Source organism: Streptomyces filamentosus, assembly GCF_014654895.1.
Classification (GTDB): domain Bacteria; phylum Actinomycetota; class Actinomycetes; order Streptomycetales; family Streptomycetaceae; genus Streptomyces; species Streptomyces filamentosus.
The window spans coordinates 1307554-1321446 of record NZ_BNBE01000003.1 but is presented as its reverse complement, the minus strand read 5'-3'; the positions used below and the strand labels follow the sequence as shown (position 1 = coordinate 1321446).

Annotated in this window: 17 protein-coding genes; all 17 read left to right on the top strand. The window is 70.0% G+C overall.

Annotated elements, in window-relative coordinates; all coding sequences use genetic code 11:
• Positions 1-212: 212 nt before the first annotated feature.
• The 17 genes from IE326_RS33525 to IE326_RS33445 all read left to right on the top strand — a co-directional run bounded on the left by IE326_RS33525 (position 213) and on the right by IE326_RS33445 (position 13814).
• The gene (locus IE326_RS33525) at positions 213-1595 is read left to right on the top strand and encodes a hypothetical protein (protein ID WP_190044178.1); all 1383 of its coding nucleotides are present in this window, start codon (positions 213-215) and stop codon (positions 1593-1595) included.
• Positions 1596-1631: 36 nt separating this feature from the next.
• On the top strand, positions 1632-2390 hold the full coding sequence (locus tag IE326_RS33520; RefSeq protein ID WP_190044177.1) for a hypothetical protein: 759 nt from the start codon (positions 1632-1634) through the stop codon (positions 2388-2390).
• Positions 2391-2656: 266 nt separating this feature from the next.
• A complete protein-coding gene (locus IE326_RS33515; protein WP_190044176.1) occupies positions 2657-3121 on the top strand; it encodes a hypothetical protein in 465 nt (154 codons plus the stop codon).
• 194 nt (positions 3122-3315) lie between these two features.
• Complete coding sequence (locus tag IE326_RS33510) at positions 3316-3552, top strand: hypothetical protein (RefSeq protein ID WP_190044175.1); 237 nt, start codon at positions 3316-3318, stop codon at positions 3550-3552.
• Positions 3549-3887, top strand: a complete 339-nt coding sequence (locus IE326_RS33505; protein ID WP_190044174.1) for a hypothetical protein — start codon at positions 3549-3551, stop codon at positions 3885-3887. The genes IE326_RS33510 and IE326_RS33505 overlap by 4 nt, the downstream gene beginning before the upstream one ends.
• 281 nt (positions 3888-4168) lie before the next feature.
• Positions 4169-4471 (top strand): hypothetical protein, encoded by a 303-nt coding sequence (locus IE326_RS33500; RefSeq protein WP_190044173.1) that lies wholly within the window; start codon positions 4169-4171, stop codon positions 4469-4471.
• 253 nt (positions 4472-4724) lie between these two features.
• Entirely contained in the window at positions 4725-5522 is a 798-nt protein-coding gene (locus tag IE326_RS33495; RefSeq protein WP_190044172.1) for a YgjP-like metallopeptidase domain-containing protein, read from the top strand.
• Positions 5523-5659: 137 nt separating this feature from the next.
• Positions 5660-6328, top strand: coding sequence for a hypothetical protein (locus IE326_RS33490; protein WP_190044171.1), 669 nt, complete (start codon positions 5660-5662; stop codon positions 6326-6328).
• A 54-nt stretch (positions 6329-6382) separates the two neighbouring features.
• A complete protein-coding gene (locus IE326_RS33485; protein ID WP_190044170.1) occupies positions 6383-7450 on the top strand; it encodes an N-6 DNA methylase in 1068 nt (355 codons plus the stop codon).
• Between the two features lie 11 nt (positions 7451-7461).
• Positions 7462-8322, top strand: coding sequence for an N-6 DNA methylase (locus IE326_RS33480; RefSeq protein ID WP_190044169.1), 861 nt, complete (start codon positions 7462-7464; stop codon positions 8320-8322).
• A gap of 113 nt (positions 8323-8435) precedes the next feature.
• Positions 8436-8867, top strand: coding sequence for a hypothetical protein (locus IE326_RS33475; protein ID WP_190044168.1), 432 nt, complete (start codon positions 8436-8438; stop codon positions 8865-8867).
• Between the two features lie 95 nt (positions 8868-8962).
• The gene (locus IE326_RS33470) at positions 8963-9670 is read left to right on the top strand and encodes a hypothetical protein (protein WP_190044167.1); all 708 of its coding nucleotides are present in this window, start codon (positions 8963-8965) and stop codon (positions 9668-9670) included.
• A 47-nt stretch (positions 9671-9717) separates the two neighbouring features.
• Positions 9718-10584: a hypothetical protein gene (locus IE326_RS33465; RefSeq protein WP_190044166.1), complete on the top strand. Its 867-nt coding sequence runs from the start codon at positions 9718-9720 to the stop codon at positions 10582-10584.
• 198 nt (positions 10585-10782) lie between these two features.
• Positions 10783-11886, top strand: coding sequence for a phosphoadenosine phosphosulfate reductase domain-containing protein (locus IE326_RS33460; protein WP_190044165.1), 1104 nt, complete (start codon positions 10783-10785; stop codon positions 11884-11886).
• Positions 11887-12153: 267 nt separating this feature from the next.
• Positions 12154-12558 (top strand): hypothetical protein, encoded by a 405-nt coding sequence (locus IE326_RS33455; RefSeq protein ID WP_190044164.1) that lies wholly within the window; start codon positions 12154-12156, stop codon positions 12556-12558.
• A 41-nt stretch (positions 12559-12599) separates the two neighbouring features.
• The gene (locus tag IE326_RS33450) at positions 12600-13070 is read left to right on the top strand and encodes a hypothetical protein (RefSeq protein WP_190044163.1); all 471 of its coding nucleotides are present in this window, start codon (positions 12600-12602) and stop codon (positions 13068-13070) included.
• A 198-nt stretch (positions 13071-13268) separates the two neighbouring features.
• Positions 13269-13814 (top strand): hypothetical protein, encoded by a 546-nt coding sequence (locus IE326_RS33445; protein ID WP_190044162.1) that lies wholly within the window; start codon positions 13269-13271, stop codon positions 13812-13814.
• Positions 13815-13893 lie beyond the last annotated feature (79 nt).

Here is a 13893-nt window from a genome sequence, read left to right as displayed (position 1 = left end):
GGGCAACCCACGGCAACACACCCATGACGAATTGCTTAATCGCTTGAATCGCTGTACGTTGCGAGCCGGGTCTCTCCCTGCGTCTTTCCAGCCCGCTCCGGGCGTCAGCGAGGCACAGGAAGGGGCCGCTGGCCACGCACAACAGCATCCCCCCGACGGCGCATCCGCGGCCGGCGGGAAACGATCAGGCCACGCAGGCCCTGGAGTAGACGATGATCCCCGCAAACTCGAAGATCAAGCAGACCACGGTCGAAAAGATCGCAAAGCGCTACCACGTGGGCGGTTCGACCGCCGCCTCCTGGACGCTCGAAGAGACCTTCCCGCCCTGCCTCGACAAGGGCTGGGGCAAGACCCAGCTGTACGACGAGGCAGCTGTCGACGAGTGGGTCCTGGAGCACAAGCCGGAGGCCTGGGTAGCGGCTCACCCCAAGCAGAAGGAGAAGGCCACCGCGCTGCCTGCCGGCGGGCCCCGGGACCTTCTCCCTCTCCGCCATATCGGGGTGCTCGAGGGCCGGTTCCTCTCCCGCGAGTCCACGCCGGTCGCGACCCTGCGCACCTACATCTCCCGAGGCGTGCTCGCCCGGCCTGATCGTCGTGCCGGTGACGGGGGTCAGCCCGAAGTCACTGAGGACATGTGGTTCCGCAAGACGGCCTACGACTACATCACCCGTCCGCGCCGAGTCCGGCGCAAGACCGGCAAGAGCGACGCTGAGCGCCAGGAACCGAGCGAGTTCCTGCAGCGCTACTTCGAGGAGAGCCCGGGCCTGCTCACCCTCGAGCAGATCGCCGAGCTCGACGGCCGGGAACACGGGCGCGAGCCTACGGCGCTGTCCACCCTCGACAACTACATCTCGCAGGGCAAGCTGGCGCGGCCGGACCGCAAGCCGAACGACGGCAAGACCCCCGAGGTCGACGAGCCGATGTGGAAGCCCGAGACCGCCCTGCCCTACCTGTGCCGGCCGGGCAGCCGGCGCGGTGCGCCCAAGCCCTCGCAGGAGGAGGGCGCCGAGGTGGAGCCGAGCGAGTTCCTGCAGCGCTACTTCGAGGAGAGCCCGGGCCTGCTCACCCTGGAGAAAATCGCCGAGCTCGACGGCCGGGAACAGGGCCGCGCCAAGCCGACCGCCCTGTCGACCCTGAAGGTCTACATCTCGCAGGGCAAGCTGGCGCGGCCGGACCGCAAGCCGAACGACGGCAAGACCCCCGAGGTCGACGAGCCGATGTGGAAGCCCGAGACCGCCCTGCCCTTCCTCGCCACCCCGCGGCAGGCCAAGAAGGCTTCGTCGGCCGCGCCGGTGGAAGGCGAGTTGCGGGAGCCGAGCAAGGCTCTGAAGCGGCACTTCGAGAGGAACCCGGGCCTGCTCACCCTGGAGAAGATCGCCGAGCTCGACGGCCGGGAACAGGGCCGCGCCAAGCCGACCGCCCTGTCGACGATGCGGGCCTACCGTTCGCGCGGCCTGCTGGCCCCCCCGGACCGGCTGCCGAATGACGGCAAGACGCCCGAGGTCGACGAGCCGATGTGGAAGCCCGAGACCGCCCTGCCCTACCTGCTTCGCCCTCTCGGCCGGCGCGGCGCCGCCTCGAAGTCCGACCAGTAGTCCGATGCACCTCCGCCCCGACCCTCAAGGACGTCCATGACCAACCGCCGCATCGACGAAGCGGGGATCAGCGCCCGGTACGGGGTCAAGCCGAAGGACACCGTCGTGTGGACCACGCTGGTCAACTTTCCGGCGAAGGGCGAGGACGGTCTGTGGGACGTCGCGCTGGTCGACGCGTGGGTCCAGGCCATGCGGCCGCAGTACTGGCCGCCCCGGCAGGAGGCACCCGCGGCCGGCGCGGCCACCAGCCCCCGCAGGCAGAAGAAGGCCGCGGTCGCGCCTCCGTCCGTCACCGAATCGCGGTCCGAGATGGCCAAGCGGTTCGACATGACCTTCAACGCGGTGGACGCCTGGACCAAGGCCCCGGAACGACGTGACACCAGCGGCAAGGTCGTGGCGGCCGCGTTCCCGCCGCCGGTGTCGGAGGGGCAGTGGGACGCGAAGGCGGTGGATGAGTGGGTGCGCGTACACCGGCCCCGCGTGTGGACTGCCTACACCGGCGGCGAGCCTCAGTTCGCGAAGCCTCTTCCCGCAGGGGACCCCAAGGACTTGCTCAACATCACCGAGTACGGCGTCATCCGCGGGAACGCGATCAGCGGGAAGCCCGCATCGCGGCGCACCATGCAGTCGTATCTCCTGCGGGAGCAGATCGCAGCTCCTGACCGGCGACCGGGCGACCGCAAGCGCCCGGAGGTATTCGAGCCGATGTGGTATCGGGAGACGATTTACCAGGAGATCCGCAGACGCCTCACGCGGGGGAAGCTGTCGGCGGGTGAAAAGAGTGCGGGGGATTAAAAGAGTCTCTGTGCCCGTCTTTCCTTGACAAATTACGGCGGTGCGGGCGAGTTCCGGATCTTTTCGAACTCGCCCCTGGTGACCTGGGCTCGACATTGATGCACCGAGAAGCGTCCGCCAACCGATTGCGTTGCTTAATTGGATATACTGCTGTAGCTTAAAGCGGGTTGGCGGGTGAAGCCTCTCCCCCGCCCGACACGAACGAACCCATCGCGGATGCACCGGTCCATGATCTGCGGACGGTGCCCCAACCGAGGAGGTCTGCGATGCAGACAGAACCTCGCCTGCCCGTCACTGACGAGTCTGAAGCCCTAGAGTTTCTGGAGCTTCTCGAAGGCGCCCCGTTCTCGGCGCCGTACACGGGGCAGGTCATCGACTGGCTCATCAGGGACAGCACGGTGCATGCCCCGGACACCTCTCCGGCAGCCCGGGCAGTCGCCGCGCTGTGGCGCTACGCCGCCGGGCGCGACCTGGGCGCGGGCGAGATCGCCGAGCGCGTGCGCGATGTCATGCACGCCATGTCCCTGGTGGCGGATGAACACTACGCGGCAGACCCGAGCCCACGCCGTCATCGCCCTGTACACGGGCGTAGCGTGCGCAAGCTGTGCGTGGCCGCCGGCCGCCGAAGGAGCCTGGCGGGCCCTGGACGGACCGTCGTGATCGCGCAGGGCGCTCACGGGCACACCGTCTACCGCCCTGAAACCCTCGCCCATCACTCCGTAATTGCATAATTGGATTTACAAAGGTAGTCTTACGTTGTGACGGTGCCCCGCAGTCGACGCGGGCACGGTGTCCACCGACACCGCCGAGCGCCGTCCGGTCGCCCGACTTCCGGAGAACCATGCCTGTACCCCTCCCGGCCCGCGAGCACACATCTGTCCAGGCGCGCCGTGACACCTCACGCCGCACAGGCCAGGGACTGGCCGTGACGGCAGTCGCCGCCACCGGGGCCGGCATGACGGCTCAGGCGGCCACCGGGATCACCCCGGCACGGTTCGCCGACGGAGCCGTCACCGTCGACTTCCTGGCGCGCACCGCAATGCTCTCGGCGTACGGCCTCGCCATCGTCAGCGTCACGATGCTCGCGGCCGTCGCCACCGTGGCACGGCGGCGGGAACGCCCGCAGCCGCCGTCTCCCCTTAGCTACAAGGATCTGCCATGATCATTTCGCCCGCCACTGACAACACCCCTACCCAGCACACAGATTCGGCCGGCGGCCGTAACGGGCGCGGTCGCGGCTTCGTGCGCCAGGCCCTGGACGCAGGTATTCACCCTGCAACCCGGCGCCCGCTCGCGACCGGACAGCACTGCGGAGGCTGCGCTCATCTCCAGGTCAAGGAACTTGCCGACGCCTCCCAGCGCTTGAAGTGCGCTCTGGTGATCGGCACGGGCCGCCGCAACGGCGGTCCCGACCTTCACGAGGAGACCCCGGCATGCGCCGCGTTCAAGGCCGCGCCCCTGGAGCGGACCAACGACGGCACGCAAGAGACCTCATGAATCCGGTCGAGGTACGTATTTCCGGATCCTCGACCCGGCCCGCAGTGACGCGTGCGCTTCTGGGGCGCCGGGCCCCTTGAGGAGGCGATGGCTGCTTGGCGAGTCGCCCACCGCCGAGTCGTCGGGCAGCCATCCCGAGCCAGCCGCCATCACCAGGTGGCGCAGCCGGTCAAGCAGAAGGCCGCGCCACCCTCCCACCGAGAGAAGCCCACCTCGTGCATCCCTCCGCTCGAAGCCGCGCGAGACGGCAGGCGTCCGACCTAGAGAGCCAGCGCCACGACATGATCGAAAGGCTCGCCGACGGCGGTCTGCCCGAGACCAGGGCGGCCGCCCTGGTCGACGCCCTGTGCGAGGCCGCGCGCGACCAGATCGCGCAGGAACTGGTCCATCAGATCCTCCCCCTACGGGAACGCCACGACGCAGCCTGGGACTGGATCACCCGCGACAGTCTCAGCCACCAGCTCCGCGCGCTGGTCACCGCCCTCGCCACCGCGCTGGGCAACCCGCAGGACACCACGGCTGCGCAGGGCTACGTCCGCTCCATGGCCAGTGCGGGCGGCAGCAGATCACGAGGCGCTGCGTAATCGGCAGCAGCGCGGCCCCCGCGCCATTTCCCAGCGGGCCCGGCAGGGCCCCATCTGTCCCGATCCATAGCTGGAGGAACGCGGTCCCGGACCGACACCAGCATTCCCCGACTGTACGGCCCTGGCGGCGAGCTCAACTCCCGCCGGGGCCTCGCACGTTGCCCGCTGACACGTCGCCGGCCCGGTGCCGGCAAGACGTGCCGACCGACGCCGGCGTCCCGCCCGCCGGACCGACCGACAGGAGCCCCTTCTCATGAACCCGCCCGTCACCTCGGATGAGGACCTCATCCGAGGTGTCACTGCAGCCCTGGAAGCCGACGGAACCCTCACCTCCGGCACCTTCGACGTCGTGGTGTCGCATCGGCGCACCACGCATGCGGTGACGACGCGACCGGACGGGCGCCGTGTCGTGCGCATCCTGCCGACGTCGACAGCCGCCGAGATCACCCAGTTCGTCCGGCAGAACGCCTCGCGCCTGGAGGCCCACGCCCGGCAGATGGCCAAGAGGGCGCCCCGGCACCCGGACAGGCGCCTGGTGGACGGCTGCGAGCTGCTCTGGCTCGGCCGCACCATCCGGCTGCACCTGGTCGACACGCCCGTTCCGGTCCGCATGCGGCAGCAGGAGGACGGGACGGGACTGCTCGTCGTCTACCGCGGTGACCTGGAGAGGCGCGGCGCGCAGCCGGTCATCGACTGGTATGCGCGGGCCGGCCGGGCCTGGCTGGAGAGCACGGCGCCGGCGCACTGGTCCCGCATGCGTACCCGGCGCCGGCTCCCGCAGTTGGAGGTGCGCGACCTCGGCCGCTGCAACGGAGCGATCTACCAGGAACGCGCTCACCGGCTGACGCTGCACTGGGCGGCCTTCCAGCTCCCGCCGGCGCTACTGGAATACGCCCTGGTGCACGAACTGGTCCACGGGACGCGCCCGCGGGGCCGATCACACGGGCCGGAGTTCCGGGCCCGGCTGCTGCGCGCCATGCCCGACGCCCTGATCCGTCACGAGCAGTTCAAGGCGGCGTTCCGGTTCCTGTGGATCGGCACCACCAATTAAATTGCCTAATTGGAAATATGTAAGTAGTCTCTATGTCTCGGTCGCGTACTCACGGCGCCCTGAGGCTGCCGCACCTGAACGCCGCCCTCACCAGCCGCGCCCTCCGACGCGCTTCTTCGACGCAGAAACACAGCAGCATGCACACACAGCCTTCCAGCCGGCCGGCCGAATGGTTCCCGTCCTCCGTCACCCTCAGGGGGTCCGGGCCGTATCCGGCCGAGGTCCTCGGCCACCGGCATGACGGGATGGTCCTGCCCCGCTTCACTCGCGAGGTGGCGGGCAGGATCGCAGCCGATTCCCGGTCGGACGCCTCGATCGCCCTCAAGCTCCGGTTCACCGGCCCGAGTATCGAGATCCTCAGCCTCGGCGATCCCCCGAAGGTCCTCGAACACTGCCGGCCCGATACTGCAGGCCGCTACGCCTTGGGCCACGCACTCCTGCCCTGGCGCGAGCACACCACCACGGACCCGGCGGAGTTCACCCGGGCCCTCGACGAGGCGCACGCCAGCGGATACCCGCCGGCGGCCCTCGACACATGGACGGTCGCCTTCGCCGACCACGGCCATCGCATGGCGGTGCTCGCCGTCTATCGCACTCCGGACGAGGACGCCGCGGCCTACGACGCGCTCTACAACGTGCTGTACGCCAGTGGGCTTTCGTCGTACGAGATCACGTCCGCCCGGGCGGACGACGCCGAGCTCACAGCCCGGCGCTGGTTCAGCAGCCAGCGCGCCCACCTGGCACCCGACACCGTCGTATGGCCGAAGGTCGCGCCCGCCACCCGGCTTCCCGCCGACCCGCGCTGAACGCGGCGCCGGCCCCACGATCCATCAGCACAGCGCACGAAAGACAGCTCACCCATGGCACCATCCGACCTGACCTCCCGCCTCACAGCAGCCCTCGCCTCCGCCCGGCGGCCCGCCCCGGCAGCTCTGGCCCCAGCAGGCCACGGCCAGCCCGACGGCACCGCCGACTGCCGCGATCCGGGATGCGCCCGGCACGCCGGCACCACCGACTGTCCGCCCTTCCCCATCACCCGCCGCCGCGGCTCCGACTTCGGAGAATCCGTCGCCGACGCCTGGTACCACAGCTGCGGCAGCAGCCGTATGGACATTCCGGCCGGCGTGGTCGCGGCCCTGGCCCTGTGCCCCATCAAGTCCCCGGGCGCGCTCCACGCCGCTCAGCTCTCCCGCTACTTTGCCGCCCAGCCCCCGCGCGTCCTGGCCAAGGGCTACGCCGAGATCTACGCCGCGACGTGGATGCTGCGCCCCGAACTCATGGATGTGGCCGCACCGATCTTCCGCTGGACGGAGGAGGACCTCGACGAGCAGGCCCTGCGCGGCGTCGCGGCCGTCACCCGGGCCGCGCTGCGCGCCGGCGTACTCCAGTACACCGGCGACAAGGATCCGTACTACCGCTCCGACATCGACCTCATGTCGTGGACCATCACCAATCTGCGGCATCACAGCTCGCGCCGTGGCCTGGGTGAGTACCACACGCCTCCGGAGGTCGCCGACATGATGGCCCGTCTCCTCTACGACGGCGCATCCGTTTCCGATGCCGAGCCGACACGCGGGCAGTCGTTCAACGAGCCGGCTGCGGGTACCGGCGGGATGTTCCGCTCCATGGTGCAGGCCATGCGCGAACGCGGCGGGGATCCGCACAAGCACGAGTGGGTCATGCAGGAGCTCGACCCGATCGCGGCCGCCGGAGCAGCGGTGAACACCGTCGTCTGGGACCTGGGCCCCAAGGCGGTCGTCGCGGTGGGCAACACCCTGGCCCATAGCGACCTGAGCCGGCAGGCCTTCGCCCACCAGCGGAAGATGCAGACCCACCGAGACCAGCTCCGTGACGCCGCCGCCTTCGCCAAGGCCACCCACGACGCGTTCCGCAAGCTCGACACCCTCATCTCCGCCCACGCCGCATGAACAGGAACACGATGACCACCCGCCCGCGTGACCTGACCTGGCTTCCCTCCGCGCACGCGCGCCGTGCGTTCCTCCCCGAGGACCCGCAGGAGCACGCCCGGCGCCTGATCGACACGATCACGACGTTGTGGCCCTCCTCGTCGCTGGAGATCCCCCTGGGCACCACAGCGTCGCTCGCCCTGCTCCCGCTGGCCGACGCACAGAGCCCGGAGCTCGCCCACGACGTTGCCGCGCTGGACCCGGACGACCTCATCGTCGTGCTCCGGCAGATGTGGGCCCATCTGTGGCAGAGCCAGCCGTATCTCGTGGAGCGGTCCGGCCTGCTGTGGCGGTGGCTCGCCGATCCGCCTCAGCAGACCGCGCAGGCCGTGACCGAGATGACCCACCATCTGTTCAAGGGCGGCATCCTCGAGTACGGCGCCGATCCGAAGCGCTACCTGGCGACCGACCTGTTGGGCCGACTGCTGCAGGAGCTGAGCAACCGCGGAGAGAAGAGCCGCCGCGGCGCGTTCCACACGCCCGACGTCGTCACCAATCACATGGTCGAGTACTTCGCCGACGACCTTCCGCCGGGCACGGTCATCGGCGAAGCGGCGGCCGGCTCGGGCGCCATGTGGCGCGCGCAGGCCCGGCTGCTGCACTACCTGGAGCGGGATGCCGCGCAGTACCGATGGGTGGGGGCCGAGATCGACCCGCTCACCGCGGCTGTGCTCGGCGCGAACAGCCTGTTGTGGCGCCTGGGGCCGGATGTGCTGATCGCCTGCGCGGATGCGCTCGCCGGCGACAGCGGCCTGGCGCAGGCGCACCAGGAGCGCGAGGAGGCGATCGCCCGCCGGGACGCGTTCCTGAGAAGCCTCACCCCACACCCGTAGATTGCTTAATTGGATTTAAAGCGGTAGGGTGGTGGCGTGTTCGGGGCTCCCGTAGGCCCCGAACAACCTCCGCTGGCACCGCCGCGTACACGTGCACCAAGGAAGGTCCGCCGATGACCACCCAGTCCCGCACCGTCGATGTCCGTCCGGTCCTCGACCAGATCAACCGCCTTCACGACGACTACGCCGTCCACGAGATCCTGGTCGCCGCCCACGAGCGGCTCACCCGGCTCGAACTGGCCAAGCTCGCCCGGCTGCTGGCTCCGGTCATCGCCGAGGTCCAGGCGCGGGAAGACGCCCACGCCCCGCAACTCGTCATCCGCGCAGTCGCGTCCGAGCCGACCCGATCCCAGCCGCAGCCGGTCCGCTACAGCGTGGACGGGCTGTATCTGCCGCTCGCGTCCCGGCGCGGACGGGAGCGGTGCGAACAGCTCACGGTGCCGCAGGACCTCAAGCCGCAGGCGGAGGTGATCCTCCGCGGGCTCACCAATGCCGCTGTCGGCTCCCTCATCCCCGGCGAAGAGCTCTACCTCCAGCTCCGATGACACCGATGCACGCCGCCCCAGCGACACAAGACCGACCGGCAGCGACCGGCCGTCCGGCGAGCCGGGCCGCTGCCCTTCACTCACGCAGGACCCCCATGACCTCCCGCCATGCGCTCGTCTGCCTCCCGCCCCTGAACGACCCGCACGACTGGGCGGACGCGATCAACGAGGCGATCGCGCCGTACCCCGACGACCTCTACACCTGGACCGCCTACGGGCGATACGACACCCATCTCGCCGTCCGCCCGGACGCCACACCGAGCGATGGGAGCCTCGTCCAGAGCTCCCGGGCACGCCAATCCGGCCTTCCCACGTGCAGCGGCGGTCGCCGGGATCTGCTGGACTTCCCCGCGATGCGCGTACACCGGGCCACGCAGGCCTCCCGGCTCTACCGTGCGTGGAAGAGCGCCACGGCCACTCTGTCCCCGGCCGTCCCCCTCAGTTCCTTCCGCCAGCGCCATCCGCAGGCCCCTGGCCGAGCACTCCAGGAGTTCCGCGCCCAACCGCAGCTCCAGGTCCTCACCGACCTCGATGCGTCCCGGTCGCACCGCCGAATGGCAGAGACTGCCGCTCTGGTCGCGCTGGACCACGATGCGTTCGTCGAACGCGCCCGGCAGCGCGCCGTTCCCGGTGACCTTCTCCTGACGGTCGACGGCATCCTCCACATCAACCCGTCCTTCATCAGCGCCGCCGACGACGACGAGACCGGCAGTACGCGCTACCTGGACCTGGCCAACCGCTATCTCGACGAACTGCCGCCGGATCACCTGGTGTTCAGCCTCGACGTCCGACTCGCCGGATAGGGCTCCGTCCCCCTACGACCTGTCTTTCGCCCCCGCAAGGACCACGCATGCACGACCGACCGACCCCCTCTTCCCTGGCCGCGCTCACGAGCCACAGTCGCTGCTCCCGTTACGAGCGCGGCGGAGGCCGTTGCTACCGGCCGACACAGCGCGCCGACGGGTGGTGCGGCACGTGCGCCGGCTTCCGGCGCCCACAGAAGCCGATCGCCCCGGCAGACCCGTGCCCGGCTGCTCCCTCCGCGCGCGAGCTGGTCACGGCCGCCACGGATCGGCTGCCCCTGGCCTCCGACGAAGCGCACGATCCGCAGCTCGGGGTGACCCGCTCGGCGATCGAGCGGTACTGCGCCGCGCACGGGGGCGACCGCGCGACGGCGGAAGCGGAGATCCGCTCGCTTCTGGAGAACCTCATCGCCACCGGCACGCATCAGCGCGTCGAGGGCGGCGCCTGGCGGATGCTGGCCCGAGAAGGGTTCTCCCTCCTGCTCTCGCCTGACGCCGCCTGCGTCCTCGGCTACGGCACCGCGCACCGTGACCGCACCTACGCCCAGGTCAAGGCCGGTGTGCCCAGCCGGAGCCGAAGCCGCCGCCGCACGGACAAGGGCTGGGTCCTCGCGCTGCAGGACGGCCTCCCGGTCCGCTTCACCACCCTGGTGCTGCGCCGCTTCGCCCAGGACGTACTCAGAACCGAGTTCACCCGCTCGACAGGGAAGAAGGTGGTTGAGGCCGCGTACAGCCGCAGCACCCACGTACGACCCGACCTCCCGTCGAATCACGCAGGCCGCCGGCGTGCCACGGACGAGGACGGCCTGAGGTGGCACTTCGCGTACGAACCCGGTGAGCGTCCGGCGGTCATCCACCTCTCGTGGGAGCCGGGCTGCGGGCCCCAGGCCCCCGCGCAGGAAGGCGGGTCGTGACGACTGCGGGCTGACACGGATGCACCGGTGCTACGAGACCGCGTCCAGGCGGCCCCGGAGCTGCCCTTCCGGTTCTGCGTCTTCGACTCATAGCCCCGCCTGGGCGGCCGCCCCACCCGCCCCACTAGCTCGACCACCAGCGCCGGAGTACGGCCCAGGCTGCACTCCGGCCCGCACGATCCCCAAGGACGCTCCGCTATGCGCACAGACGCCCTCTTCAGCCTCCGCGGCCTCGAGGCCGCGGACCCCGCGGACCCCGCGGCCGTCCTGGTCGTTCCGAAGCCCAAGCCGAAGCGGAAGCGCAGGCGGGCCGTGCATCCGTCCGTGCCGTTCACGCCGTCGACGACCGTCCCCGACGAGCTGATCCGGGACGCGGACTGGGTGGTCGTGTCATCCTCCGGTGGCAAGGACAGCCAGGCGATGCTCTCGTACGTCGTCCGCCGCGCGAAGGCTCTGGGGATGCTGGACAAGGTCGTCGTCGTGCACGCGGACCTGGGCCGGGCCGAGTGGAAAGGCACCCGCGAGCTCGCCGAGTTGCAGGCCCGCCTCTGCGGAGTCCGACGGTTCGAGGTGGTGACCTCCGGCGTCGACTTCCTCGACCGGGTCGAAACCCGCCACGCCAAGCTGAAGGCGAAGGCAGAGAAGGACGCTCTCGAGCGCGGCGAGGACCCGGCGCAGGCGAAGGTCGCGCCGGCCTGGCCGTCGAGTTCGGCGCGCTGGTGCACGAGCGGCGAAAAGCGAGGGCCGATCCGGACCCTTTACACCCGGCTCACCAACGAGCTCGCGCACCTGGGACGGCCCGTGCGGATCTTGGCTTGCATCGGGCAGCGCGCGGCCGAGAGCACCCAGCGGGCGAAGCTCGCCGAGGTGGAGATCGACCGCGGGGCGAGCAATGGCCGCCGGCACATCACGACATGGCGACCTATTCACACGTGGAACGACCGGAGGGTATGGCGGGAGATCGCCCGTTCCCGAATTCCGTACCACCCGGCCTATGACTGGGGAAACCGGCGCCTGAGCTGCGTCTTCTGTGTCCTCGGATGCAATAGCGACCTCGTGAACGGCGCGCGACGCGTGCCGGAGCTCGCCGCGGCGTTCGCCCGGACCGAGGCCAAGATCGGCGCCGACTTCAAGAAGGGCCTGTCGATGCGGGAGATCGTCCGGCGTGCCGAAGCCCTGGAGGCGGCCGAGGGTCCCGCCGCGCGGCCGCCGGCAGGTACGGCGATGGCGGCGCATGTCGGGCGGGCGATGACGTCGAAGTACCGCGCCCGTCAAGTCGCGCTGTACGGCCTGGTCGCCTGATCTACCCGGCACGTACGAAGACGCCCCGGGTTCAGCACAGCGGATCCGCCCCCTTCCGGCGGCAAAACGACAGCGGCCAACCGCCCGAGGGAGCGAGCGGCAGGCGCCGGCGGGATGCCAGGAACGGGGATGCCGACACCTCACCCATGGATTGCATAATTGGATTTATGTATGTACTGTATGGGTATGCCGTGAGTGCCCCGGTCGGCTGACCCCGTCACACGTGACAGCACCCACTGCCGCAAAGCCGACGTCCTCGGGAGATTCGTGAACACCCCAGAGATAGATGCCATCAGCACGATGGACGCCGCCCGGGCCGCTCTCAAGGAGACCACCCCAGACGTTCTCGACGCGATCTGTGCCGTCGTGGCGGAGCTCTTCCCGGAGGGCAAGTTCCTCTGTGCCAACTCCCTGTTCGTCTACACGGCGGAGGGCCGCCTGACAACCGGCCCCTTGGATCGACAGCGGAACCCGAAGTACCCCCACCACCTCGTGTGGGAGTGGCCGCTGGACCGGCTGCCCAAGCGCATCACACGGCCACACCTCGGTGCGCACGCGGACTCCAAGAAGCGGACCCTGAAAGGTCTTCTGAACCAGGCCCGGCGTGCGGGCGCCGAGATCCCGTACGGCGGGCTCGGCCGACACTACGCCCCCCGGCTCACGCTCCGCTGACGGGCCACCCCTCGTTCCACCCCCGACATCCGGGAGCTTTCATGCCTTCCACCACGCTGACCACAACAGCCGTCGCCCGTCTGCGGACGGCCTCCCTGCACCCCGACGGCCACCTGCCCAAGGTGGGCCCGCGGATGCTGCGCCTGTTCGTCACGGAGAAGTACGCCTACCGCAACGACACCGACGGCTACGTCCTCAACGGCCAAGCCGCCCTCGACGACCTGGACCGCGCCGACGACTCCCGCCCGTTCATCATCACCGCGGCAGGCCGCCGCGCCGCCCTCAACGGGGGGCAGATCAAGGCCCTGACGGAAGAGATCGGACCTGACGGCCGGCTCGCCCGAGGAGTGCCGTGGCCGACACAGCAGACCCTGGCACGGCTTCTGCTCATCGAGTTCCGCGACGAGCAGGGAAACCCCGCCCCCGGAGACGGCATCCCGTTCCGCACCGACCTCGGGGCGCTGGTCGCCCAGGCCGCTCACCACACCATCCACCCGGACGACGTTTCATAACTGGATTTACCCCGACATCATTGCGCGGGCGGGGACGGAATCGTCGCCGGAGCGGCGCCGGTCGCCTGCCCCTGGACGGGAGCACCGCCCCAAGCAGCCACCGCAGGCGATCCTGGCCAGCCGACGAACCCCGCCCCGCGAAGTTCGCGCCCCTCCGCTCCCCACCTCTGCCCCGCCCGCCCCGAGGAATGCCCTCCCGTGACACTCGTCCGCCGCACGCTCACCAGCGGCTCGTTCACCGTTACCGTCATCACCACCACCAGCTACACCGACACCCAACTCGCCGTCACGGACACTGGGGAGATCATGGTCACGGGCCCGCTCGGCCTGGCCGATGAGACGGTCGAGATCTTCGTGGCGTACAAGGAGGCCTGGATCGGCGCCCGGCTGCAGCACTTGGTCGACGTCGCCACGGACACCCAGTCCGCCGCAGGGCCCTGCCCGAGCTGCTACGCGACCGTCGGATCACTGCACACGGATCGCTGCGACCTCGCCCGGTGCGCCCTCACCGGCTTGCAGCGATCCGGCTGCGGCCACTTCACCGACCGGTGCAGGACGCTGTGGACCGGACGTATGCCCGGCGAGGCCGAGTGCCACGAGTACGGGTTCTACGCGCGACTGGGCTCCAGCGGCTGGGAGCCATGTTCGGCCGACCACCCGGACGCCATGCCTGACTTCAACCGGCTCTACGCCGAGTGCCGGTGGGATGCCCAAGCCCAGCGCATGCGTCTGATCTCAGACTGACCCCTCGCCCGGCCAGGATTCACTGGCCGGGCCCGCCCCACCCCACGTCATCACCCCGATTGGTCCGCCATGCACGATC

Coding starts and splice junctions, on each gene's coding strand:
- IE326_RS33525 (WP_190044178.1), top strand. CDS start 213: ATGATCCCCGCAAACTCGAAGATCAAGCAGACCACGGTCGAAAAGATC.
- IE326_RS33520 (WP_190044177.1), top strand. CDS start 1,632: ATGACCAACCGCCGCATCGACGAAGCGGGGATCAGCGCCCGGTACGGG.
- IE326_RS33515 (WP_190044176.1), top strand. CDS start 2,657: ATGCAGACAGAACCTCGCCTGCCCGTCACTGACGAGTCTGAAGCCCTA.
- IE326_RS33505 (WP_190044174.1), top strand. CDS start 3,549: ATGATCATTTCGCCCGCCACTGACAACACCCCTACCCAGCACACAGAT.
- IE326_RS33500 (WP_190044173.1), top strand. CDS start 4,169: ATGATCGAAAGGCTCGCCGACGGCGGTCTGCCCGAGACCAGGGCGGCC.
- IE326_RS33495 (WP_190044172.1), top strand. CDS start 4,725: ATGAACCCGCCCGTCACCTCGGATGAGGACCTCATCCGAGGTGTCACT.
- IE326_RS33490 (WP_190044171.1), top strand. CDS start 5,660: ATGCACACACAGCCTTCCAGCCGGCCGGCCGAATGGTTCCCGTCCTCC.
- IE326_RS33485 (WP_190044170.1), top strand. CDS start 6,383: ATGGCACCATCCGACCTGACCTCCCGCCTCACAGCAGCCCTCGCCTCC.
- IE326_RS33480 (WP_190044169.1), top strand. CDS start 7,462: ATGACCACCCGCCCGCGTGACCTGACCTGGCTTCCCTCCGCGCACGCG.
- IE326_RS33475 (WP_190044168.1), top strand. CDS start 8,436: ATGACCACCCAGTCCCGCACCGTCGATGTCCGTCCGGTCCTCGACCAG.
- IE326_RS33470 (WP_190044167.1), top strand. CDS start 8,963: ATGACCTCCCGCCATGCGCTCGTCTGCCTCCCGCCCCTGAACGACCCG.
- IE326_RS33465 (WP_190044166.1), top strand. CDS start 9,718: ATGCACGACCGACCGACCCCCTCTTCCCTGGCCGCGCTCACGAGCCAC.
- IE326_RS33460 (WP_190044165.1), top strand. CDS start 10,783: ATGCGCACAGACGCCCTCTTCAGCCTCCGCGGCCTCGAGGCCGCGGAC.
- IE326_RS33450 (WP_190044163.1), top strand. CDS start 12,600: ATGCCTTCCACCACGCTGACCACAACAGCCGTCGCCCGTCTGCGGACG.